The 24,700-nt window shown below is 60.8% G+C and carries 16 protein-coding genes, 1 other RNA gene and 1 pseudogene; 11 read left to right on the top strand and 7 right to left on the bottom strand.

Features of this window, described 5'->3' with window-relative positions:
* Positions 1–220: 220 nt before the first annotated feature.
* The 4 genes from guaD to xdhA all read right to left on the bottom strand — a co-directional run bounded on the left by guaD (position 221) and on the right by xdhA (position 6,363).
* Positions 221–1,525, bottom strand: a complete 1,305-nt coding sequence (gene guaD, locus HU739_RS08605) for a guanine deaminase (protein WP_186552527.1) — start codon at positions 1,523–1,525, stop codon at positions 221–223.
* A 13-nt stretch (positions 1,526–1,538) separates the two neighbouring features.
* Positions 1,539–2,396, bottom strand: a complete 858-nt coding sequence (gene xdhC / locus HU739_RS08600) for a xanthine dehydrogenase accessory protein XdhC (RefSeq protein ID WP_186552528.1) — start codon at positions 2,394–2,396, stop codon at positions 1,539–1,541.
* A gap of 126 nt (positions 2,397–2,522) precedes the next feature.
* Positions 2,523–4,916: a xanthine dehydrogenase molybdopterin binding subunit gene (gene xdhB / locus HU739_RS08595; protein ID WP_186552529.1), complete on the bottom strand. Its 2,394-nt coding sequence runs from the start codon at positions 4,914–4,916 to the stop codon at positions 2,523–2,525.
* On the bottom strand, positions 4,909–6,363 hold the full coding sequence (xdhA, locus tag HU739_RS08590) for a xanthine dehydrogenase small subunit (RefSeq protein ID WP_186552530.1): 1,455 nt from the start codon (positions 6,361–6,363) through the stop codon (positions 4,909–4,911). Before xdhA ends, xdhB begins: the two co-directional genes overlap by 8 nt.
* Positions 6,364–6,631: 268 nt before the next feature.
* On the opposite strand from xdhA, the gene HU739_RS08585 reads away from it, so the two are divergent.
* From HU739_RS08585 to ffs, 6 genes are all read left to right on the top strand, one after another.
* Positions 6,632–7,291 carry a GntR family transcriptional regulator gene (locus HU739_RS08585; protein WP_186552531.1) on the top strand — a complete coding sequence of 220 codons (660 nt, stop codon included), beginning with the start codon at positions 6,632–6,634 and terminating at the stop codon, positions 7,289–7,291.
* Positions 7,292–7,293: 2 nt separating this feature from the next.
* Complete coding sequence (smc, locus tag HU739_RS08580; protein ID WP_186552532.1) at positions 7,294–10,782, top strand: chromosome segregation protein SMC; 3,489 nt, start codon at positions 7,294–7,296, stop codon at positions 10,780–10,782.
* A 259-nt stretch (positions 10,783–11,041) separates the two neighbouring features.
* On the top strand, positions 11,042–11,905 hold the full coding sequence (zipA, locus tag HU739_RS08575) for a cell division protein ZipA (RefSeq protein ID WP_186552533.1): 864 nt from the start codon (positions 11,042–11,044) through the stop codon (positions 11,903–11,905).
* Positions 11,906–12,075: 170 nt separating this feature from the next.
* Positions 12,076–14,433: an NAD-dependent DNA ligase LigA gene (gene ligA / locus HU739_RS08570; RefSeq protein WP_186552534.1), complete on the top strand. Its 2,358-nt coding sequence runs from the start codon at positions 12,076–12,078 to the stop codon at positions 14,431–14,433.
* Between the two features lie 229 nt (positions 14,434–14,662).
* Positions 14,663–15,826: a zinc-binding metallopeptidase family protein gene (locus HU739_RS08565; protein ID WP_186552535.1), complete on the top strand. Its 1,164-nt coding sequence runs from the start codon at positions 14,663–14,665 to the stop codon at positions 15,824–15,826.
* Positions 15,827–15,947: 121 nt separating this feature from the next.
* Positions 15,948–16,044, top strand: an RNA gene (gene ffs, locus HU739_RS08560) — signal recognition particle sRNA small type.
* 124 nt (positions 16,045–16,168) lie between these two features.
* On the opposite strand, the pseudogene HU739_RS08555 reads toward ffs, so the two are convergent.
* The 3 genes and pseudogenes from HU739_RS08555 to HU739_RS08545 form a co-directional block, all read right to left on the bottom strand.
* Positions 16,169–16,567 (bottom strand): annotated as a pseudogene (locus tag HU739_RS08555) (transposase); the annotation flags it as partial.
* A 13-nt stretch (positions 16,568–16,580) separates the two neighbouring features.
* Positions 16,581–17,576, bottom strand: a complete 996-nt coding sequence (locus HU739_RS08550; RefSeq protein WP_217844294.1) for an IS110 family RNA-guided transposase — start codon at positions 17,574–17,576, stop codon at positions 16,581–16,583.
* Positions 17,577–17,937: 361 nt separating this feature from the next.
* Positions 17,938–18,687: a substrate-binding periplasmic protein gene (locus HU739_RS08545; protein ID WP_186550950.1), complete on the bottom strand. Its 750-nt coding sequence runs from the start codon at positions 18,685–18,687 to the stop codon at positions 17,938–17,940.
* Positions 18,688–18,832: 145 nt separating this feature from the next.
* Between HU739_RS08545 and dnaX the strand changes: the two genes are divergently transcribed.
* From dnaX to HU739_RS08520, 5 genes are all read left to right on the top strand, one after another.
* Positions 18,833–20,935 carry a DNA polymerase III subunit gamma/tau gene (dnaX, locus tag HU739_RS08540; RefSeq protein WP_186550951.1) on the top strand — a complete coding sequence of 701 codons (2,103 nt, stop codon included), beginning with the start codon at positions 18,833–18,835 and terminating at the stop codon, positions 20,933–20,935.
* A 68-nt stretch (positions 20,936–21,003) separates the two neighbouring features.
* Positions 21,004–21,342 (top strand): YbaB/EbfC family nucleoid-associated protein, encoded by a 339-nt coding sequence (locus HU739_RS08535; protein ID WP_003223337.1) that lies wholly within the window; start codon positions 21,004–21,006, stop codon positions 21,340–21,342.
* A 311-nt stretch (positions 21,343–21,653) separates the two neighbouring features.
* The gene (locus HU739_RS08530; protein ID WP_186550952.1) at positions 21,654–22,688 is read left to right on the top strand and encodes an NADP-dependent oxidoreductase; all 1,035 of its coding nucleotides are present in this window, start codon (positions 21,654–21,656) and stop codon (positions 22,686–22,688) included.
* Positions 22,689–22,754: 66 nt separating this feature from the next.
* On the top strand, positions 22,755–23,357 hold the full coding sequence (gene recR / locus HU739_RS08525; RefSeq protein ID WP_186550953.1) for a recombination mediator RecR: 603 nt from the start codon (positions 22,755–22,757) through the stop codon (positions 23,355–23,357).
* Positions 23,358–23,542: 185 nt separating this feature from the next.
* Positions 23,543–24,691: an acyl-CoA dehydrogenase family protein gene (locus tag HU739_RS08520; RefSeq protein WP_186550954.1), complete on the top strand. Its 1,149-nt coding sequence runs from the start codon at positions 23,543–23,545 to the stop codon at positions 24,689–24,691.
* Positions 24,692–24,700: the final 9 nt, after the last annotated feature.

The following is a 24,700-nucleotide window of genomic DNA, read 5'->3' as shown; positions in this document are numbered from 1 at the left end:
CGCTCCCACATTCGACCGCGTTTCCACAGGGGAATGCATCTCAAATGTGGGAGCGGGCTTGCTCGCGAAGACGTCCTGACAGGCAATAAAAATCCCCCGGGGGCATGATCGTTCCCACGCTCTGCGTGGGAACGCCTCTTGGGACGCTCCGCGTCCAGTGACGCGGAGCGTCACGGGCTGCTTCCCACGCAGAGCGTGGGAACGATCAGTGCGAAGAGGTTTAGCGCTGATGCACCAGCGCCCCCGCCGCATATGTCTGCGCCACTGTCCGGTCATCCCCCAGCGTCATCAACACAAACAACGTCTCGGCAATGTTATTGGCCTGCTTCAAGCGATAGCTGAGCAACGGCGTGGCGTTGTAATCCAGCATCAGGAAGTCGGCATCACTGCCCGGTTGCAGGTTGCCGATCCGGTCCTCCAGCCGCAGCGCCCGCGCGCCGCCCAGGGTCGCCAGGTACAGTGACTTGAACGGACTCAAGCGTGCGCCTTGCAACTGCATCACTTTGTAGGCTTCGTTCAAGGTCTGCAGCAGCGAGAAACTGGTGCCACCGCCAACGTCAGTGCCCAGGCCGACATTGAGCTTGTGCTTCTCGGCCATCGGCAGGTTGAACAGACCGCTGCCGAGGAACAGGTTCGAAGTCGGGCAGAACGAGACCGCCGAACCGGTTTGCGCCAGCCGCGCGCATTCTTCATCGCACAGATGAACGCCGTGGGCGAACACCGAGCGTTCACCGAGCAGTTGGTAGTGATCGTAAACGTCGAGGTAGCCCTTGCGCTCCGGGAACAGCTCTTTGACCCATTCGATTTCCTTGAGGTTTTCGCTGATGTGGGTCTGCATGTACAGATCCGGGTATTCGGTCAGCAACTGCCCGGCGAGGGTCAGTTGTTCCGGGGTGCTGGTCGGTGCGAAACGCGGCGTCACCGCATAGTGCAAACGACCCTTGCCGTGCCAGCGCTCGATCAGCGCCTTGCTCTCGACGTAACTGGATTCGGCAGTGTCGACCAGATAGTCCGGGGCGTTGCGGTCCATCATCACCTTGCCGGCGATCATCCGCAGGTCAAGCTTTTCGGCCGCTTCGAAAAACGAATTCACCGACTGCGGATGCACGCTGCCGAATACCAGCGCGGTGGTGGTGCCGTTGCGCAGCAGTTCCTTGATGAAAATGTCCGCCACTTCGTCGGCATGCGCCTTGTCGCCGAACTGGCTTTCGCACGGGAAAGTGTAGGTATTGAGCCAGTCGAGCAGTTGCTCGCCGTAGGCACCGACCATGCCGGTTTGCGGCAGGTGGATGTGGGTGTCGATGAAGCCCGGAGTGATCAGCGCATCCTGATAATGGTTGATCTCGATATCCGCCGGCAGGGTCGGCAGCAGGTCGCTGGCGTGGCCGAGGGCGCTGATTTTGCCGTCATCGACCACCAGCAGGCCATCCTCGAAATATTCGTAGGAAGCTTCGATGCCGACCTCGGCGGGGTCGGCGATGCTGTGCAGGATGGCGGCACGGTAGGCTTTGCGAGTCAGAGGCATGAGGGTTCTCTAATCAGTTTGAGGCTTTGAGTTTGGCGGCCTGATTGCGGCGCGAGGCGGGCAGCAGTCGGGCAATCGGTTCGGCGCGGGCGCTGTGCTGGCCGAAACTGGCGTTGTAGGTGGCGATGATTTCGCCGGCGATGGAAATGGCGATTTCCACAGGCAATTTGCCTTTGACTTCAGCGATGCCCATCGGGCAACGCATGCGTTGCACGACGCTGGCGTCGAAGCCGCGATCACGCAGTCGGTGCTCGAATTTGGCGCGTTTGGTTTTCGAGCCGATCAGGCCGAACCAGGTGAAGTCGTTGCGCTTGAGCAGCGCGGCTGTCAGCTCCAGATCGAGCTGATGGTTGTGGGTCATGACGATGCAGTAGCTGCCGACGGGCAGGTCATCGATTTCATCCACCGGCTCTTCGCTGACGATTTTACGCACGCCGTGGGGGATGTATTCGGGAAACTCGGCCTCGCGCGAGTCGATCCAGCGCACCCGGCAGGGCAGGCTGGCGAGCAACGGCACCAGGGCGCGACCAACATGGCCGGCACCGAACACGGCAATTTGCGCCTGCACCTGGCCCATCGGTTCGAACAGCAACACTGTGGCGCCGCCGCAGCACTGGCCGAGGCTGGCGCCGAGGCTGAAGCGCTCCAGATGGGTGTCCTGCTTGCCGCTGGCGAGCATCTCGCGGGCGATCTGCATGGCTTTGAATTCCAGATGGCCGCCCCCGATGGTGTCGAACGTCCGGTTGGTACTCACGACCATTTTCGAGCCGGCATTGCGTGGCGTCGAGCCGAGTTCTTCGATGATCGTCACCAGCACACAGGGCTCGCCCTGGTTTTGCAGGTCGGCGAGGGCGTCGATCCAGTTGTACATACACACCTCTCAGATCGTTCCCACGCTCTGCGTGGGAATGCATCACTGGACGCTCCGCGTCCGCTGTTCAGGATGCGACGCAGAGCGTCGCGGGCTGCATTCCCACGCAGAGCGTGGGGACGATCATCAAACAACCGCGGTTTCAGCTTCGGCCGCTTTCACAGCCTTTAGCTGGCGCATCTGCTCACACCCCCACAACACCCGCTCAGGCGTCGCCGGCGCATCGATTTTCGGCTGATGCTGATAATCACCGAGGCTCGCCACCGCATCCTTGATCGCGCACCATGCGGCAATCCCGAGCATGAACGGCGGTTCACCGACGGCTTTGGAATGGAACACCGTGTCTTCCGGGTTCTTGCGGTTTTCCACCAGTTTCACCCGCAGGTCGAGCGGCATGTCCGCCACCGCCGGGATCTTGTAGCTGGCCGGGCCGTTGGTCATCAGCTTGCCCTTGTTGTTCCAGACCAGTTCTTCCATGGTCAGCCAGCCCATGCCCTGGACGAAACCGCCTTCGACCTGACCGATGTCGATCGACGGGTTCAACGAGGCGCCGACGTCATGCAGAATGTCAGTACGCAGCATCTTGTACTCGCCGGTCAGGGTGTCGACGATCACTTCGCAGCACGCCGCGCCGAAGGCGAAGTAATAGAACGGACGGCCGCGCGCCTGGCTGCGGTCGTAATAGATTTTCGGGGTCTTGTAGAACCCGGTGCTCGACAGCGACACCTGATTGAAATACGCCTGCTGGACCAGCGCTTCAAAGGTCATGATCTGCTCGCGCACGCGCACATGACCGTTGCGGAATTCGACGTCTTCTTCGCTGACCTTGTAATGGCGCGCGGCGAACTCGACTAAGCGTTGCTTGATGGTTTGCGCCGCGTTCTGCGCGGCCTTGCCATTCAAATCCGCACCGCTGGACGCCGCCGTCGGCGAGGTGTTCGGCACCTTGTCGGTGTTGGTCGCGGTGATCTGCACGCGATCGATTTCCACCTGAAATACCTCAGCCACGACCTGGGCGACTTTGGTGTTCAGGCCTTGACCCATTTCGGTGCCGCCGTGGTTCAGGTGGATGCTGCCGTCGGTGTAGATGTGGATCAGCGCACCGGCCTGATTGAGGAAACTGGCGGTGAAGGAAATGCCGAACTTCACCGGGGTCAGCGCCAGGCCTTTCTTCAGAATCGGACTGTTGGCGTTGTAGCGGCGGATCGCTTCGCGGCGTTCGGCGTACTGGCTGCTTTCTTCCAGTTCGGCGGTCATCTCTTCGAGCATGTTGTGCTCGACGGTCTGGTAGTAGTGCGTGACGTTGCGCTCGGTCTTGCCGTAGTAGTTGGCTTTGCGCACCGCCAGCGGATCAAGCTGCAAGTGACGGGCAATCGCGTCCATCACTTCCTCGATCGCGACCATACCCTGCGGGCCACCGAAGCCACGATAAGCGGTGTTCGACGCGGTGTTGGTCTTGCAGCGATGACCGTTGATGGTCGCATCGCCGAGGTAGTACGAATTGTCCGAGTGGAACATCGCCCGGTCGACGATCGACGCGGACAAGTCCGGCGAACAACCGCAGTTGCCGGCCAGGTCCATGTTGATGCCGTGCAGGCGCCCACTGCTGTCGAAGCCGACGTCGTACTCGACGTAGAAGGGGTGACGCTTGCCGGTCATCAGCATGTCTTCAACGCGCGGCAGGCGCATCTTGGTTGGCTGACCAGTGAGGTGCGCGACCACCGCGCACAGGCACGCCGGGCTGGCGGCCTGGGTTTCCTTGCCACCGAAACCACCGCCCATGCGCCGCATGTCGACGACGATTTTGTTCATCGACACGTCGAGCACTTCGGCGACCAGTTTCTGCACTTCAGTCGGATTCTGCGTCGAGCAGTAGACGATCATGCCGCCGTCTTCGGTGGGCATCACCGAAGAGATTTGCGTCTCCAGATAGAAGTGCTCCTGGCCGCCGATGTGCAGCGTGCCCTGAATGCGGTGTTCAGCCGTGGCCAGCGCCGAAGCCGAATCGCCACGCTGATGGGTGTGGCTGTCGAGCACGAAGTGGCGTTTGCGCAGGGCTTCGACGACGTCGAGCACCGGTTCGAGATCTTCGTATTCGATGATCGCCGCCATCGCCGCTTTGCGTGCGGTTTCCAGATCTTTCGCGGCCACGGCCAGCACCGGTTGGCCGACGAACTGCACGTCATCGATCGCCAGCAGCGGGTCGCCCGGCATCAGCGGGCCGATGTCTTTCAGGCCCGGCACGTCTTCGTGGGTAATGACGATGCGCACGCCTTCGAAGGCGTAGCACGGCTGCGTGTCGATGCTGATGATTTTCGCGTGGGCGCGGTCCGACAGACGCGCGTACAGGTGCAGTTGATTGGGAAATTCCAGGCGATCATCGATGTACTGCGCTTCACCGGACACGTGCTTGGCGGCGCTGTCGTGCTTGACGCTGCGACCGACACCGGTGGTCAGATCCTTGGCGAACAGTTCGGCCAATTCAGCCTGAGTTTTCTCTACGGCGTGATGGTTAGACATAAGCGGTCACCCGGGTCTCGATGTGCGGTGTTTGCAGTTCGATGAAGTATTTGCGCAGCAGGTTCTGCGCGCTGAGCAGGCGGTATTCCTTGCTGGCGCGGAAGTCCGAGAGCGGCGTGAAATCTTCGGCCAGGGCGGCGCAGGCGCGTTCGATCACGGCGTTGTTGAAGGGCGCGCCATTGAGCACGGCTTCGCAATGCGCGGCGCGTTTTGGAATGGCCGCCATGCCGCCGAAGGCCACCCGGGCATCGCTGATCACGCCGTTTTCCACGCGCAGATTGAACGCGGCGCACACGGCGGAAATGTCATCGTCGAGACGCTTGGAGACTTTATAGGCGCGGAACAGTTGTTCGGCGCGGGCACGCGGGACGATGATTTTTTCGATGAACTCGCTTTCCTGGCGCGCGGTGACTTTGTAGTCGATGAAGTAATCTTCCAGGTTCAGGGTGCGACGGGTTTCGCCCTTGCACAGCACGAGCTGCGCGCCGAGCGCGATCAGCAGCGGTGGCGAGTCACCGATCGGCGAGGCGTTGCCGATGTTGCCGCCGAGGGTGCCCTGATTGCGGATCTGCAACGAGGCGAAGCGGTGCAGCAGTTCGCCGAAGTCCGGGTACTCGGCGTTCAACGCTTCATAGCAGTCGGAGAGGGCGGTGGCGGCGCCGATTTCGATGCGGTCTTCGAAGGTTTCGATGCGCTTCATTTCGGCGACGTTGCCGACGTAGATCATCACCGGCAGGGTGCGGTGGAACTGGGTGACTTCCAGCGCCAGATCGGTGCCGCCAGCGAGCAGCCGCGCCTGTGGATAAGCGTCGTAGAGATCGGCCAGATCGGCCACGGTCAGCGGCACCAGGCAGCGCTTGTCGCCGCTGTTGAGTTCGCCGATATCGGTCGGCGCGATGGCTTTGAGGCGGGCGATGGTCTCGGCTTCGCGGGCGTCGAACTGATCCGCTGGTTTGCCGCAGCAGGATTGTTCGGCAGCCGCCAGAATCGGCCGGTAGCCGGTGCAGCGACAGAGGTTGCCGGCCAACGCTTCGTGGGCCTTGGCCGGGTCCGGCGCATCGCTATTCTTTTGCAGGGCGAACAGCGACATGACGAAACCGGGGGTGCAGAAACCGCATTGCGAGCCGTGGCACTCGACCATAGCCTTTTGCACGCTGTGCAGTTCGCCCTTGTGCTTGAGGTCTTCAACGCTGATCAGTTGTTTGCCGTGCAGCGACGACACGAAGGTCAGGCACGAATTGAGGCTGCGATAGCGAATGTGTTCACGACCCGCGTCATCTATCTGCAGCTCGCCAACCACCACGGTGCAGGCGCCGCAGTCACCGCTGGCGCAACCTTCTTTGGTGCCGGGCTTGCCCACGTGTTCGCGCAGGTAATTGAGCACGGTCAGATTCGGGTCCAGGGCGTGCTCGCTACGGAGTTCCTGGTTTAGTAAAAACTGGATCACGGAAGGCCTCGCAGACTCATTATTGTTGTTAACCGACGTGAACCGAATTTAGCAGGTCTGACTTTTCGGTCAATGGTTTTCTGACTTAAAGGTCAGGAAAATCCGTTTCGTCGATCAACAGCGTGTCTATTCAGTATTGACCTTCATCGGTCACTGCGCTTTTTTGCGGGATTCGTGCCAAAAACCGCTGAGTGGGCACTCCGCCATGACCGTGCATTTGCGCTACACTGCGCCGCTTGTGCAGATCGATAGAGTTTGAAGGACAACCATGACGTTCAAGGCGCCGGACAGCCTCGCCGAGCAAATCGCTCACCACCTCGCCGAACGCATCATTCGTGGCGAAATGAAGCCGGGAGAGCGCATCCAGGAACAGAAGGTCACGCTGGCGCTCAACGTCAGTCGCGGTTCCGTGCGCGAAGCCTTGCTGATCCTCGAGCGCCGTCACCTGATCGCGATCCTGCCGCGTCGTGGCGCCCACGTCACCGAGCTGACGCCGCACAAGGTGCAGAGCCTGTGCACGCTGATGAGCGAGCTGTACATCCTGCTCGGCAATGCGGTCGCCAACGGCTGGCAAGTGCAGTCGGACATGGCGCCGTTCGTACAGATTCAGCAGCGCCTGACCGCCAGCTACGAACGCGGCGATATCCGCAGCTTCGTCGACGACAGCTTCGCGGTGATGCGCGCCGCCTATCCGTTTGCCAACAATCCGTACCTGCAAGAAACCGTCGAGAACCTCCAGCCGGCGATGAGCCGCGCGTATTTCCTCGCGCTCGAACAGCGCAAGGCGGAAATGAGCGAATTCCTCGAACTGTTCGAACGCTTGCTCGCCGCCGTGCTCGCCCGTGATTTGCCGCAGATCCGCATCGTGCTGACGGCGTACGCCCAGCGCAGTTGTGATCTGGTGGTGTCTGCGCTGACGGTTGCTTAAGCGTGCGGCTAAAGTGCATCAAACTGGCGGGGTTCAAATCCTTCGTCGACCCGACCACGGTGAACTTCCCCAGTAACATGGCGGCGGTCGTCGGGCCGAACGGTTGCGGCAAGTCGAACATCATCGACGCCGTACGCTGGGTGATGGGCGAAAGTTCGGCGAAGAACCTCCGTGGCGAGTCGATGACCGACGTCATCTTCAACGGTTCGACCAGCCGCAAACCGGTAAGCCAGGCGAGCATCGAACTGGTGTTCGACAACTCCGACGGCACGCTGCTTGGCGAATACGCCGCCTATGCGGAAATTTCCATCCGCCGTAAAGTTACCCGCGACAGCCAGACCACCTATTACCTCAACGGCACCAAGTGCCGTCGGCGCGACATCACCGATATCTTTCTCGGCACCGGCCTCGGCCCGCGCAGCTACTCGATCATCGAACAGGGGATGATCTCCAAGCTGATCGAATCCAAGCCGGAAGACCTGCGCAATTTCATCGAAGAAGCTGCCGGTATTTCCAAGTACAAGGAACGCCGGCGCGAGACCGAAAACCGCATTCGTCGCACCCACGAAAACCTCGCTCGCCTGACCGACCTGCGCGAAGAGCTTGAGCGTCAACTTGAGCGCTTGCACCGCCAGGCCGAGGCCGCGAAGAAATATCAGGAACTCAAAGCCGAAGAGCGTCAGCTCAAGGCGCAACTGTCGGCCCTGCGCTGGCAGGATCTCAACGAGCAGGTCGGCCAGCGCGAGTCGATCATCGGCAACCAGGAAGTCAGCTTCGAAGCATTGGTCGCCGAGCAGCGTAATGCCGACGCGGCCATCGAACGCCTGCGCGACGGCCATCACGAGCTGTCCGAGCGCTTCAATCTGGTGCAGGGACGCTTCTATTCGGTCGGCGGCGACATCGCCCGGGTCGAGCAGAGCATTCAGCACGGGCAGCAGCGTCTGCGCCAGTTGCAGGACGATCTGAAAGAAGCCGAACGCGCGCGACTGGAAACCGAATCGCACCTGGGCCACGACCGCACGCTGTTGCTGACCCTCGGCGAAGAGCTGGACATGCTCACCCCCGAGCAGGAAGTCACCAGCGCCGCCGCCGAGGAAGCCGCCGCTGCCCTCGAAGAAGCCGAAAGCACCATGCACGGCTGGCAGGAGCAGTGGGACACGTTCAACCTGACCGCCGCCGAACCGCGTCGCCAGGCCGAAGTGCAGCAGTCGCGCATTCAGCAACTGGAAAGCAGCATGGAGCGTCTGGCCGATCGGCAGAAGCGCCTCGCTGAGGAGCGCGCGTTGCTCTCTGCCGACCCGGAAGACGCGGCGATCATGGCGCTCAACGAACAGCTCGCCGAGTCCGAAGCAACCCTGGAAGATTTGCAGACCAGTGAAGAAGCGCAGGTCGAAAAACTTGAACAATTGCGTCAGGAGTTGCAGCAGGCGTTGACCGCGCAGCAACAGGCGCAGGGTGATTTGCAGCGGCTTAACGGACGTCTGGCGTCGCTGGAAGCCTTGCAGCAGGCCGCACTCGATCCGGGCACCGGCACCGCTGAATGGCTGAAGGAACACAACCTCGCCGAGCGTCCGCGTCTGGCCGAGGGCTTGAAGGTCGAGGCCGGTTGGGAACTGGCGGTTGAAACGGTACTCGGCGCCGACCTGCAAGCGGTGCTGGTCGATGATTTCAGCGGCTTCGATTTGTCCGGTTTCACTCAGGGCGATCTGCGCCTGCTCAGCCCGGCCAGCGATGGCGTGCGCGTGGCGGGCAGTCTGCTGGATAAAGTCGAGGCGCAGATCGATCTGTCGCCGTGGCTTGGTCAGGTCAAGCCGGTCGACAGTCTGGAGCAGGCGCTGGCCTTGCGCGGTCAGTTGAATGCCGGGCAAAGCCTGATCAGTCGCGACGGCTATTGGGTTGGTCGGCACTTTTTACGCGTACGTCGCGCGAGCGAAGCGGAAAGCGGCATGCTCGCCCGGGGCCAGGAAATCGAAGATCTTCAGCTGGAGCGCGAAGAGCGCGAAGCCACGGTCGAGGCCATGGAAACCCGTCTGCAAACCCTGCGCGCACAACAGCGTCAGCAGGAAAACGGTCGCGAACATCTGCGCCGTTTACTGCAAGACGAAGCGCGTCAGCAAGGTGAACTGAAAGCGCAATTGTCGGCCGGCAAAGCCAAGGCTGAACAGCTCACCTTGCGCCGCACTCGTCTCGATGAAGAGCTGGTCGAGCTTGGCGAGCAGCGCGAGCTTGAGCACGAACAAGTCGGCGAAGCACGCATGCAATTGCAGGAAGCGCTGGATGCCATGGCGCTGGACACCGAGCAGCGCGAGTTGCTGCTGGCCCAGCGCGACAGCCTGCGCGAACGCCTCGACCGCGTGCGTCAGGAAGCGCGGCAGCACAAGGATCACGCCCATCAACTGGCCGTGCGTCTTGGCTCGTTGCGCGCCCAGCACGACTCCACGCGTCAGGCGCTGGAGCGTCTGGAAATGCAGGCCGAGCGCCTCACCGAAAAGCGCGAGCAGTTGAGCCTGAATCTGGAGGAGGGCGAGGCGCCGCTGGAAGAGCTGCGCCTGAAACTCGAAGAACTGCTCGACAAGCGCATGACCGTCGATGAAGAGCTCAAGACCGCGCAGATCGCCCTGGAAGACGCCGACCGCGAACTGCGCGACGCGGAAAAACGCCGCACCCAGGCCGAGCAGCAATCGCAGTTGATTCGCGGCCAGCTCGAACAACAGCGCATGGAATGGCAAGCCCTGACCGTGCGCCGCAAGGCCTTGCAGGATCAACTGCTCGAAGATGGCTACGACCTCAACGGCGTCCTCGCGACCTTGACGGCGCAAGCCAGTGAACGCGAAGCCGAAGAAGAACTCGAACGCATCAACGCGCGGATTCAGCGCCTGGGCGCGATCAACCTCGCGGCCATCGACGAATACACGCAACAATCGGAGCGTAAACGTTATCTGGACGCACAGGACGCCGATCTGGTCGAAGCCCTGGACACCCTGGAAAACGTCATCCGCAAGATCGACAAGGAAACCCGTAACCGATTCAAGGATACCTTTGATCAGATCAATGGCGGTTTACAGGCGCTTTTCCCAAAAGTTTTCGGTGGCGGGCGCGCGTATTTGGAACTGACGGGCGAAGATCTACTCGATACAGGGGTGACGATCATGGCGCAGCCGCCCGGGAAGAAGAACAGCACCATCCATTTGCTCTCCGGCGGGGAAAAAGCCCTGACCGCGCTGGCATTGGTTTTTGCCATCTTCAAGCTGAACCCGGCGCCGTTCTGCATGCTCGATGAGGTTGACGCGCCGCTGGATGACGCTAACGTTGGACGCTACGCGCGCCTGGTCAAAGAAATGTCCCAGACCGTGCAGTTCATCTACATCACCCACAACAAGATCGCCATGGAAATGGCCGAACAGTTGATGGGCGTGACGATGCATGAACCGGGTTGCTCACGGCTGGTGGCGGTGGATGTCGAGGAGGCGATGGCGATGGTGGACGCCTGAATCGGCGTGATGTCGGAATAGTTTTGGAGGTCTGTAGGACCTTTTACTGACATCGGCTGGATGGCCAATCGACATATTCGCGCAAGCCAAATGAGACAGACGGTGTAAAGTTGCCTTTGGTCGTGCTAGTTTAATGTCAATTTTTCGTATACGTGGGCAAAACGCCTGTCAGAACATAGAGTTGGCGCCACGTTTTAAAGCGGTTTACGCAGTGTAAACCCCTTATTTTTCAGCATTTTTTATAGAGGCACGGGATTACATGGAAATCGGTCTGCGCGAGTGGCTGATCGTCATCGGCATCATTGTCATAGCCGGTATTCTTTTCGATGGCTGGCGCCGTATGCGCGGCGGCAAGGGAAAACTGAAATTCCGTCTTGACCGAAGTCTGTCCAACTTGCCCGACGAGGACACCAGCGCCGAGCTGTTGGGCCCGGCCCGTGTACTGGACACACACAAGGAACCGCAACTGGACGAGCACGATCTGCCGTCGGTGAGCATGCCCAACCGCGAAGCCCGCGAGCCGCGCGAATCCGGCTCCAAGCGTGGCAAGCGCGGCAGCAACGGTCCGGCCCAGGGCGACCTGAACCTCGACCTGGATCTGGACGGCGGCCCGAGCTTCAGCAGCCGGGACGACGATTTTGCCGACGACAGCAAACCTGCAGCGGCCGTGGCGGAAAAAGATCAGCCGCAAGCCGAAGAAGTCCTGGTCATCAGCGTGATCTGCCGTGACCCGGCCGGCTTCAAAGGCCCGGCGTTGTTGCAGAACATCCTCGAAAGCGGTCTGCGTTTCGGCGAAATGGATATCTTTCACCGCCACGAAAGCATGGCGGGCAACGGTGAAGTGCTGTTCTCCATGGCCAACGCGGTCAAGCCGGGCATTTTCGATCTGGACGACATTGACCATTTCAGCACCCCGGCGGTGAGCTTCTTCCTCGGCCTGCCCGGCCCGCGTCATCCGAAGCAGGCTTTCGACGTGATGGTCGCGGCAGCGCGCAAGCTGTCCCAGGAACTGAACGGCGAACTGAAAGATGATCAGCGCAGCGTCCTGACCGCGCAGACCATCGAGCATTACCGTCAGCGGATCGTCGAATTCGAACGCCGCGCCCTGACCCAGAAGCGCTAAGGCTGTGGCGAGGGAGCTTGCTCCCGCCGGGTTGCGAAGCGACCCCGAATTTGCGGCGGCTTCGCCACCGAGCGGGAGCAAGCTCCCTCGCCACAGGGTCTACAGCCTTGAGCGATTTGATTAGAAATTGAGCAGCCTCGGCTGCTCTTTTGCTTTATGAGAGAACACCCATGACCGCCGCCAAAACCCGCATTCTAGAGCTGCGCGCTGAGCTGGATCAGCACAACTACCGTTACCACGTCCTCGATGAGCCGAGCATTCCGGATGCCGAGTACGACCGGTTGTTTCACGAGCTTAAGGCACTGGAAGCGGCCAACCCGGAACTGATCACCAGCGACTCGCCGACCCAGCGTGTCGGCAGCATGGCGCTGACCGCGTTCACTCAGGTGCGTCACGAAATCCCGATGCTCAGCCTCGGCAACGCCTTCGAAGAATCCGACATGCGCGAGTTTGATCGCCGCGTGACCGAAGGTCTGGATATCCCCGCTGGCGATCTCTTCGGTGGCGGCGCGGCGGTGGAGTACAGCTGCGAGCCGAAGCTCGATGGCCTGGCGGTCAGCCTGCTGTATCAGGATGGTCTGCTGGTGCGCGGCGCTACGCGTGGCGATGGCACCACCGGCGAGGACATCAGCGTCAACGTGCGCACCGTGCGCAACATTCCTCTGAAGCTGCACGGCGAGGGCTGGCCGGCGACCCTGGAAGTGCGCGGTGAAGTGTTCATGTCCAAGGCAGGTTTCGAACGCCTCAACGCTTCGCAATTGGAGATTGGCGGCAAGACCTTCGCCAACCCACGCAACGCGGCGGCGGGCAGCCTGCGTCAGCTGGATTCGAAGATCACCGCCAACCGGCCGCTGGAATTTTGCTGCTATGGCATCGGCCAGGTCTCCCACGATATTTCCGACACCCACATTGGCAATCTCAAGCAATTGCAGAAGTGGGGCATGCCGATCAGTCACGAGCTGAAACTGGCCAAAGGCATCGACGAATGCCTCGAGTACTACCGCGACATCGGTGCCCGGCGCAATGCGCTGGCCTATGAAATCGATGGCGTGGTGTTCAAGGTCAACAGCATTGCCGACCAGCGTGAGCTGGGCTTTCGCGCCCGCGAACCGCGCTGGGCGATCGCTCACAAATTCCCGGCAATGGAAGAACTCACCGAACTGCTCGATGTGGAATTCCAGGTCGGTCGCACCGGCGCCGTGACCCCGGTAGCACGTCTGAAACCGGTGAAAGTCGCCGGCGTCACTGTGGCCAACGCCACGCTGCACAACATGGACGAAGTGGCGCGTCTGGGCCTGATGATTGGCGATACGGTGATTATCCGCCGCGCCGGTGATGTGATTCCGCAAGTGGTGCAGGTAGTCACCGAGCGTCGCCCCGATGACGCGCGCCCGGTCGCCATTCCTGAAAGCTGCCCGGTGTGCGGCTCCCATGTCGAGCGCACGCAACTGATCAAACGCAGCAAGGGCAAGGAAACCGTCAGCGAGGGCGCGGTATATCGCTGCGTTGGGCGGCTGGCCTGTGGCGCGCAACTGAAGCAGGCGATCATTCACTTCGTCTCGCGCCGGGCGATGGACATCGAAGGGCTGGGCGACAAGAGCGTCGAGCAACTGGTCGATGAAGGTCTGGTCAACTCGCCGGCCGATCTGTATGCGCTGAAATTCGATGACATCGTCGATCTGGAAGGCTTCGCCGAGGTCTCCAGCAACAAGCTTTTGAAGGCCATTGAAGACAGCAAGCAACCGGGGCTGGCACGCTTCATCTACGCCCTCGGGATTCCCGATGTCGGCGAAGAAACGGCCAAGGTGCTAGCGCGCTCGCTGGGTTCGCTGGAACGCGTGCAACAGGCCTTGCCGCACGTGCTGACCTACCTGCCGGACGTCGGCCTGGAAGTGGCGCATGAGATTCACAGCTTCTTCGAAGACGCGCACAACCAGCAGGTGATTACGCAATTGCTGGGCCACGGCCTGCAGATTCAGGATCAGGGCGAACTGGGCGCCGAGTTTGCCGCCAGCACCACGCTGGGCGGCTTGCTCGACAAGCTGCATATTCCTTTCGTCGGCCCCGGTGGTGCGCAAAAACTGGCAGACAAGTTCGGTTCGCTCGAAGCGGTGATGAACGCTGACTGGCTGGACATGCGTCAGGCGCTGCCGGAGAAACAGGCCAACTCGGTGCGCGACTTTTTTGCCGTGCCCGAGCATCGCCAACTGGCCGAGCAAGCCGAGCAACAGCTGCGCGATTTTGGCATGCACTGGCAGAGCGAGAAGAAGGTCGTCGAAGGCCTGCCGTTAGCCGGGGAAACCTGGGTGCTGACCGGCAAGGTCGAGTTGATGAGCCGGGATGTGGCTAAAGATCACCTCGAAAGCCTTGGCGCCAAGGTCGCCGGTTCAGTCTCGGCGAAAACCCATTGTGTGGTCGCCGGTCCAGGTGCCGGGTCGAAATTGACCAAGGCCAACGAACTGGGCGTGAAGGTCATGGATGAAGAGGCGTTTATCGCTTTCCTTAAAACCCATGGCATCGCTGTCTGACAGGATGGACACCTGTGGCGAGGGGATTTATCCCCGTTGGGTTGCGCAGCGACCCCAAAACCCTGTGACAGATCAGTTCGCCTCTGTCGGGTTTTTGCGACTGCTGCGCAGTCGAGCGGGGATAAATCCCCTCGCCACAATAGTGGTGTCACGCAGGAACAGGCTGTATTCGGGAACGATGTTGTCTTCAGGATGATCTAGTCTTGGCCAGTCCCAGGGAGAGATCGCCATGCACCGCTTTTTCGAGCAGCTCAGTTCCCGCATCATCGCGCCGTTCTCGGGCGGATCGTCACGCAACAGCAAAGTCTGGCCGTGCCGTTGCGGGCAGTCGCTGTTCTTTCGCAACAGTCAGTGCCTGGCCTGCAACGCGTTACTCGGCTACCAGCCGGAAGAAAGTCGCCTGACCTCATTGCAGCCAGGACCACAGGAAGGCACCTGGACGCTCGACGTCGATCCCGCTGCCGGTCTGTTTCGCCGCTGCGCCAATCTCGACACGCCCGCCGCGTGCAACTGGCTGCTGCCGGCCAACGACCACGACAGTCTGTGTGTCGCCTGCAACCTCAATCGCACCATCCCGGACCTGTCGGTCCCGGAAAACCCCGAGCGCTGGCGCAAGGTCGAAATCGCCAAGCGTCGTCTGGTCGCGCAATTGATCACGCTTGGCCTGCCGGTCATTGCGAAAACCGTGGACGACGAGACCGGGCTGGCTTTTGATTTCATCGGCGTCGACCTCGAAGGCAACGCGCCCATGACCGGCCACGCCAACGGCCTGATCACCCTCGATATCAAGGAAGCCGACGACGCCCACCGAGAGCGGGTGAGGGCGCAGATGCACGAGCCTTATCGCACACTGCTTGGGCATTTTCGCCATGAAGTCGGTCACTATTATTGGGATCGACTGATCGCCAACGGCCCGTGGCTCGATGCGTTCCGCCACCTGTTCGGCGACGAACGTGCCAGTTACGCCGAGGCGCTTGATCGTCATTATCAGAAGGGCGCGCCACTGGACTGGCCGCAACAGTACGTGAGCGCCTACGCGACCATGCACCCGTGGGAAGACTGGGCGGAAACCTGGGCGCATTACCTGCACATGATGGACGCGGTGGACACCGCGCTGGGCTTCGGCATGAGTGCGCGGGAAATGGACTTCGACTACCAGCCGTTTCCGACTAGCACCCTGTACGACCCGCAGCATCCCGGCGGTGAAGCATTCCTGTCATTCGTCAACGCCTGGATCGAACTGGCAGGTATGCTCAACGAGTTGTCGCGCAGCATGGGCCAACCAGATTTCTACCCGTTCGTCCTGCCGGCGCCGGCGATTGCCAAGCTGCACTTTATCCATCTGGTGATCCAGCAGGCCGGCGGCAGGGCGGACGAGGTGCTGGCGCTGTAGCCGCGATGTTTATGTCCTTGAAGCCGTTCAGGTTTTTTATCTGCAACCAACGGTTGTAACTTCACCTCAGATAGGTACAATGGCGCGGCTCGCCGACAGGCAAGCGTCGTTATGGTGACCCCATCGGTCCCCCCGCAACGATTACCCGTGAACCTGGTCAGATCCGGAAGGAAGCAGCCACAGCGGGAACATTGTGTGCCGGGGTGTGGCTGGTGGGGGCACCACCTTAACGAACAACTGAATGCTTCAATCAGAACTGCATGGGTTTCGCCCATTGCGGTTTTTTTGTGTCTGCGATTTGCCGGATTGACGTAAATCCCCCTGTAGATACTCTGTTTACGGTCAAGCTTTTTGGAGGTGTTTACCGCTAAAAAGCTTGGTCGTATCGAAGTCTTCGCCAGCCTGCATGCAGGCCCAGAGTCCGGTCAGATATTTGCGCATGACTGCGACGATAGCCTGCATCTTTCTCTTTCCTCGAGCCACTAACGCTTCGTAAAACGCTTTCACGTTCGGGTCGCAACGTATGGCGGTCAGCGCAGGCATGTACATTGCTGAGCGCAAATAGGCATTGCCGCCCTTACTTATCCGGCCGGGCTTATCAATGCTGGTTCCTGATTGCGTAAGCCGGACATCGAGCCCCGCGTGGCGGCTGACCTGCGCTGACTTGAGCGTCACCGGTAAAGTAGTCAGCTCAGCCAGCGCCGCAAATACAGAAATCTCACCCATTCCCGGGGCGGCGATACTCTGTTTACGGTCAAGCTTTTTGGAGGTGTTTACCGCTAAAAAGCTTGGTCGTATCGAAGTCTTCGCCAGCCTGCATGCAGGCCCAGAGTCCGGTCAGATATTTGCGCATGACTGCGACGATAGCCTGCATCTTTCTCTTTCCTCGAGCCACTAACGCTTCGTAAAACGCTTTCACGTTCGGGTCGCAACGTATGGCGGTCAGCGCAGGCATGTACATTGCTGAGCGCAAATAGGCATTGCCGCCCTTACTTATCCGGCCGGGCTTATCAATGCTGGTTCCTGATTGCGTAAGCCGGACATCGAGCCCCGCGTGGCGGCTGACCTGCGCTGACTTGAGCGTCACCGGTAAAGTAGTCAGCTCAGCCAGCGCCGCAAATACAGAAATCTCACCCATTCCCGGGGCGGCGATCATGTGCCCGAACTGGGCGCTCAAGGTTGGGCAGTTGTCGATCAATGCCCGACCCGCAAGTCGGAAACGCTCGATTCTTTTGTCAAAGGCCTTGATGGCTTCCTCTTCGTCTTCAATCAGCATCAGAAGAGTTGTTTGAGTGGCTTTGAGCGCATGCAGCTCGTTCTTGGCGCGGGTGCGATGACACGTCAAACGATTGATGTGTCGGCCAATAGCGCGCAGCTCAAGCTGTATTGAAGTGGGCGGCGTCCACAACCTTGGGCTCATTCGTTCGCCGTATTCAGCTAATAACTGGGCATCGATCGCGTCCGTTTTGCTGTTTTTCAGCATCAGCTTTGCAAAGTTGTGAAAACTCTTCGGATTGATAACCGAGACTGGCAAACCCGCCGCAGCGAGCTCCATGGCCAAGTCCAGGTAGTAGATGCCGGTGGCTTCCATCACCACTGATAGAGGCTTGAGTTCAAGCAACTTGCTGACAGCGGCCTTACGACCCGCCGGCGTCTGCTCGATATTGCACTGACCTGCAAAACGGCCGCCATTGCGCCAGCCCATCGCTGTAGTGCGAGATCCCACATCCAAACCGACGTGCATGTTCATGCTTTCAACTCCAAGAGAACTGGGTTAAAAATGCTTCCTGGTTCCCCTGACCTCGAACTTCATGCCACTGCAACCTTGTAATGCGAAGTCCGACTTGTCGGCTTCTCGATACTCTTCGTGGTGGGCAATGAGGCGGGGGGACCTCTCTACAGACAAGGTCAGGAGCAAGTCCTGCCTTCAGGAGTGATCGGTCTCCCCCAGAAACACATCTTCGTATGTCGCACCAGCGAGCTTAGATCTCATTTCATGCTGGTGTGTGGGCAACATACAAGGAGTGAGCCTGCTCGCGATAGCGGAGTATCAGTCAACTTATTAGTGGGCAGACAGACCGCCATCGCGAGCAGGCTCACTCCTACAGGGGTTATGGGGTGTTTCCGGAATTGCCGGTATACAACCGGATAATCTGATCAATCTCCCCGGACATCTTCATCCGCAACAACGTGCGCAAGATGCGCTGTACCGGCACTTGCGAATCGTTCCTCACATAGCAACCGACTTCTTGCTCCTGCAGCACCGCGACGCCTTGCAACTGCTGCTCCGGCATCAGACGCTGGTTGACCCAGTCCAGCGTCCATTGATTGCTCACCGCATAGCGATAACGCCCGGCCAGGAGTTTTTCCAGCACCTGCTCCTGATTGCGCGCGTCTTCGCGTTGCAGTTGGTCAGCGTCAAACAGCGGTTGCAGGGTGGGGTAGCTGTAACCGAGGACGGTGCCGATGGCTTGGCGGGGCAGGGTGGCGGGATCGGTGGTTGCAGGTTGGTTCTTGCGACTGATCAACAGATCGCGTTGGAAAAACAGCGGTACGCTCCAGAGGTAGTCGCCGGACTGGTTTGGCAGCCACGACTGCGCTGCATAGCAGCGCACGTCGATTTCGCCGTGTTCCATGGCGATCTGTATCCGAGCGCGCGGCAGTACGATGAATTGCGCCGGTACGCCGACCTGCGTCGCCAGGCTGAGCATGATGTCGTGGAGAATGCCCTGGGTCGGCCGGCCGCCTTCGAACTGCACCATTGGCATGGCCCAGCTGTCGGGCATGGCGAAGCGCAAGGGGGGTGGTGCTGCCGTAACGTTCAGGCTGATTCCCAGCAATGCCCCTGACGTCCACCGCATTAACGCTCTGGTCATTGCCCGTCCCGAGCCGATAAAAGCCTTTGTCCATGCAGCTTAGCCACATTAGACGAGGACACCGGATGCAATTTTGCCCTTGCTCCGCTAGCATTAGCCGCTTCAGCTTCCTTCGTTGCGACGGTTTTCGATGAGTTATCAGGTTCTTGCACGTAAATGGCGTCCGCGCTCGTTCCGCGAAATGGTCGGCCAGACCCATGTGCTCAAGGCTCTGATCAATGCCTTGGACAGCCAGCGGCTGCACCACGCGTACCTGTTTACCGGTACGCGCGGGGTGGGTAAGACCACGATTGCGCGGATCATTGCCAAATGCCTGAACTGTGAGACAGGTATCACTTCCAGCCCCTGTGGCGAATGTTCGGTGTGCCGCGAGATCGACGAGGGCCGTTTCGTCGACCTGATCGAGATCGACGCCGCGAGCCGCACCAAGGTCGAAGACACCCGTGAACTGCTCGACAACGTGCAGTACGCGCCAAGCCGTGGGCGCTTCAAGGTCTACCTGATCGACGAAGTGCACATGCTGTCCAGCCATTCATTCAATGCGCTGTTGAAAACCCTCGAAGAGCCACCGCCCTACGTCAAGTTCATCCTGGCGACTACCGATCCGCAGAAACTTCCGGCAACGATTCTTTCGCGCTGCTTGCAGTTTTCACTGAAGAACATGACGCCGGAACGTGTGGTTGAGCATTTGACCCACGTGCTCAGCGCCGAGAACGTGCCGTTCGAAGACGATGCTCTGTGGCTGCTCGGTCGCGCCGCCGATGGCTCGATGCGTGACGCCATGAGCCTGACCGATCAGGCGATCGCCTTCGGTGAGGGCAAAGTGCTGGCCGCCGACGTGCGGGCGATGCTCGGCACGCTGGATCACGGCCAGGTCTTTGACGTTCTGCATTCGCTGATCGAAGGTGATGCCAAGGCACTGCTCGAAGCGGTGCGGCATCTGGCCGAGCAGGGGCCGGACTGGAATGGCGTGCTCTCGGAAATTCTCAATGTGCTGCACCGCGTGGCGATTGCCCAGGCCTTGCCGGAAGGTGTTGACAATGGTCACGGTGACCGTGATCGTGTGTTGGCCTTGGCCCAGGCGTTGCCCGCCGAAGATGTGCAGTTCTATTACCAGATGGGCCTGATCGGCCGCCGCGACTTGCCGCTGGCGCCGGACCCGCGCGGTGGCTTCGAGATGGTCTTGCTGCGGATGCTGGCGTTCCGACCGGCAGATACCGCGGACGCCCCTAGGCAACCGCTAAAGCCAGTGGGGATCAGCCAGGCCACAGTTGATTCCGCGAACGCAGTGGCTGCCGCGCCCAAGCCTGCCCCGGTCGTCGCTGCGGCGGTTGCGCCGGCACCTGCGCCCGTGACGCCGGCTGCACCGATAACCGCGCCGACGCCTCAGCCAGTAGCGGTTGCGCCGGTTGCTGAACCTGTACCGGAACCTGAGCCCGAGCCGGTTGCTGTCGAAGCTGCCGTCGATCTGCCGTGGAACGACCCGGTAGAAGCCGAGCCTGAGCCGGCGCCGGTGCAGCAACCGGCCGTCGAACCGGTGCTGGAAACCGCCGCCGAGCAACCCGAGTTGCCGCCGATGCCGCTGCCGACCCCGGACAGCGTCGTCCCGGATGCGCCGGAGTGGGCTGCCGCGCCGATTCCCGAGCCGTCGGTCGCCGACGTCGATGCTGCCACACCGGGCATGGACATGGACGACGAACCGCCGCTGGACGAAGACTACATCGAGCCGGACATGGATTCGGCCTACAGCTATCTCGACGAATTGGCCAGCGAACACGCCGCCGAGCCGACACCGGAACCCGAGCCGGAACCGGCCGCCGCGCCGGCCACCGGTCTGGCCCTGCAATGGCTGGAAATGTTCCCGAAACTGCCGATTTCCGGCATGACCGGCAGCATCGCCGCCAACTGCACCTTGATCGCGGTCGATGGCGATCATTGGCTGATGCACCTCGATCCGGCTCACAGCGCGTTATTCAACGCCACGCAACAGCGCCGGCTGAATGATGCATTGAACCAGTTCCACGAGCGCACGCTGACCCTGACCATCGAGCTGATCAAGCCCGAGCAGGAAACCCCCGCCCAGGCCGCGTCCCGCCGACGCGCCAACCGACAGCGCGAGGCGGAAGAATCGATCCACGGTGATCCGTTCATCCAGCAAATGGTCCAGCAGTTCGGTGCAGTGGTGCGACACGATACTATTGAACCTGTCGACGCCCTGGTGACTCAGGGCTAATAACTGAAGGCGTTCGGCTTTGCTGGCCGGGCGCTGTTTTGATCCAAGTACTTTTTGAGGTGATTCCCATGATGAAAGGTGGCATGGCCGGCCTGATGAAGCAGGCGCAGCAGATGCAGGAAAAAATGGCCAAGATGCAGGAAGAACTGGCCAACGCCGAAGTCACCGGCAAGGCCGGCGGCGATATGGTCACCGTGGTGATGACCGGGCGTCACGACGTCAAAAGTGTCAGCATCGACCCAAGCCTGGTCGAAGGCCTGAGCGAAGACGACAAAGAGATGCTAGAAGCTGTGGTCGCCGCCGCCGTCAATGACGCCGTGCGCAAGATCGAAGCCAATAGCCAGGAAAAAATGGGCAGCATGACCGCCGGCATGAACCTGCCCGCGGGGATGAAACTGCCGTTCTGATTCGCCATCCGGCGACAGATGAGCTACACAAAATGCCAGGCCTTGCGCCTGGCATTTTTGTTTCTGCGCGACGCTGATCGTTCCCATGCTCTGCGTGGGAATGCAGCCCGGGACGCTCCCCGTCCCAATCGCAAGCTGGAACGCGGAGCGTCCCTTGAGGCATTCCCACGCAGAGCGCGGGAACGATCAGTGGGGGCGAGCCTGCTCGCGAAGGGGGGCGCCTCGGTCACAACTGCAGAAACATCGAACACAGCACCGCTGCAAAGGTCTGCTCCCTATACCGCCCAATTCCCATTACAGGAGACGCTGACATGTCCGACCCTCTCACCCTCAATCAACGCTTCGTCCTCGCCTCGCGCCCGACCGGCGCGCCGACGCCGGAAAACTTTCGCCTGGAGCGCGAAGCTTTGCCGGACCTGCAGGACGGTCAGGTGCTGCTGAAAACCCTGTACCTGTCGCTCGATCCGTACATGCGCGGGCGCATGAGCGATGCACCGTCCTACGCGGCTCCGGTGCAAATCGGCGAAGTCATGACCGGTGGAGCGGTCAGCCGGGTGGAACGCTCCAATCATCCGAAATTCCATGCCGGTGACCTGGTGGTTGGCGCGACCGGCTGGCAAAGCCACAGCATCAGCGACGGACGCAACATCATGCCGATCCCGGCCGGCCTGCCGAGCCCGTCGATGGCCCTCGGCGTGCTGGGTATGCCAGGCATGACCGCCTACATGGGCCTGATGGACATCGGCCAGCCAAAAGAAGGCGAAACGCTGGTGGTGGCCGCAGCGTCCGGTGCTGTCGGCTCGGTGGTCGGTCAGGTGGCGAAGATCAAGGGCTTGCGCGTCGTCGGTGTGGCCGGCGGTGCCGAGAAATGCAGATACGTGGTTGAAGAGCTGGGTTTCGACGCGTGCATCGACCACAAGGCGGCAGACTTTGCCGAACAACTGGCCAAGGCCTGCCCCGAGGGCATCGACATCTATTTCGAAAATGTCGGTGGTCATGTCTTCGACGCTGTCGTGCCGCTGCTCAATCCCAAGGCGCGCGTTCCGCTGTGCGGTCTGATTGCCGGTTACAACGCCTCGGAAACTCCCAAAGGCCCGGATCGCCTGCCGTTGCTGCAACGCACGCTGTTGACCAAGCGGGTGCGCATCCAGGGCTTTATCGTGTTCGATGACTACGGCGATCGCCAGCCGGAATTCATCAGCCACATGGTGCCGTGGGTGCGCGATGGCAAGGTCAAATTCCGCGAGGACGTGGTCGAAGGCCTGGAGCAGGCGCCTGAAGCGTTTATCGGTCTGCTGGAGGGACGCAACTTCGGCAAACTGGTGGTCCGGGTCGCCCAGAACTGAGGATTTGACGCTGGCCGGAGGCGCGGGTATAAACCGCGTCTCGTTGTTTAGTCGGACTGTTTAACCATGAGCTTCAGCCCTTTGATTCGCCAACTGATCGACGCCCTGCGCACCTTGCCGGGCGTGGGTCAGAAAACCGCCCAGCGCATGGCGTTGCAGTTGCTCGAACGCGACCGCAGCGGCGGCACGCGCCTGGCCCAGGCCCTGAGCCAGGCGATGGAAGGGGTCGGCCACTGCCGCCAGTGCCGCACGCTGACCGAAGACGACCTCTGCCCGCAATGCGCCGACAGCCGGCGCGACGACACGCTGCTGTGCGTGGTCGAAGGGCCGATGGATGTTTACGCGGTCGAGCAGACCGGGTTCCGTGGCCGTTATTTTGTGCTCAAGGGGCATTTGTCGCCGCTTGATGGATTGGGGCCCGAAGCAATCGGCATTCCGCAACTGATGGCGCGGATTGAAGAGGCAGGGACGTTTACCGAGGTCATCCTCGCGACCAACCCGACCGTGGAAGGCGAGGCGACAGCGCACTACATCGCGCAGTTGCTCAGCAACAAAGGCTTGATCGCTTCGCGCATTGCCCATGGCGTGCCGTTGGGCGGAGAGCTGGAGCTGGTCGACGGCGGGACGCTGGCGCATTCGTTTGCCGGGCGCAAGCCTATCGCCTTGTAAATCTCTATCGCCTGTTCTGGCCCTATCGCGAGCAGGCTCACTCCTACAATTGAAATGCGTTCCCCTGTAGGAGTGAGCCTGCTCGCGATAGCCGCGACTCGGTCCCCGAGACTCGAAAAACAATTTCATTGAAAACCAAGCAAGCGCTCGGTTAACGTCGGCGAACCCTTCCGTGGAGCTCGCCCATGCCTGCCTTTCAGGAATACTTCGACCCCAGCCACCAATTGGTCCGCGCCAGCGTCAGACGTTTCGTCGAGCGCGAGATCCTGCCGGACATTGATCAGTGGGAAGAAGCCGAAAGTTTTCCCCGCGAGCTGTACCTGAAGGCGGGCGCTGCGGGCATCCTCGGCATCGGCTACCCAGAAGCCCTGGGCGGCAGCCATGAAGGCGATCTGTTCGCCAAGATCGCCGCCAGTGAAGAACTGATGCGCTGCGGCTCCGGTGGCCTCGTGGCCGGTCTGGGCTCGCTGGACATCGGCCTGCCGCCGATCGTCAAATGGGCGCAGCCCGAGGTTCGCGAGCGGGTCGTGCCGCCAGTGCTCAGCGGCGAAAAAATCAGCGCCCTGGCAGTCACCGAACCGGGTGGCGGCTCCGACGTCGCGAATCTGCAAACCCGCGCCGTGCGTGACGGCGATTTCTACCGGGTCAGCGGCAGCAAAACCTTTATTACCAGTGGCGTGCGCGCCGATTTCTACACCGTTGCGGTGCGTACCGGCGCGCCGGGGTTCGGCGGCATCAGCCTGTTGCTGATTGAGAAGGGCACGCCAGGTTTCACCGTCGGCCGGCAGTTGAAGAAAATGGGCTGGTGGGCGTCGGACACCGCTGAATTATTCTTTGATGACTGCCGCGTGCCTGTAGGCAATCTGATCGGCGCCGAGAACATGGGCTTCGCTTGCATCATGGGCAATTTCCAGAGCGAACGTCTGGCGCTGGCGCTGATGGCAAACATGACTTCGCAACTGGCGCTGGAACAGAGCCTGAAATGGGCGCGCGAGCGCGAGGCGTTTGGCAAGCCGATCAGCAAATTTCAGGTGATCAAGCATCGCCTCGCCGAGATGGCCACGGCGCTGGAAGTGTCGCGGGAGTTCACTTATCGGCAAGCGGCGAAGATGGCGGCGGGGCAGAGTGTGATCAAGGAAATTTCCATGGCTAAGAACTTCGCCACCGACACCTCGGACCGCATCACCACGGAGGCGGTGCAGATTCTTGGCGGGCTGGGTTACATGCGCGAAAGCCTGGTGGAGCGGCTGTATCGGGATAACCGCATCCTGTCGATTGGCGGCGGGACGCGTGAGGTGATGAACGAAATCATCAGCAAGCAGATGGGGCTTTAAGTTTTGCGG

Origin of the sequence: Pseudomonas hamedanensis, from assembly GCF_014268595.2 — a bacterium.
Lineage (GTDB): Bacteria > Pseudomonadota > Gammaproteobacteria > Pseudomonadales > Pseudomonadaceae > Aquipseudomonas > Aquipseudomonas hamedanensis.
The sequence above is the reverse complement of the archived record's forward strand: the minus strand, read 5'-3'. Positions and strand labels throughout refer to the sequence as shown.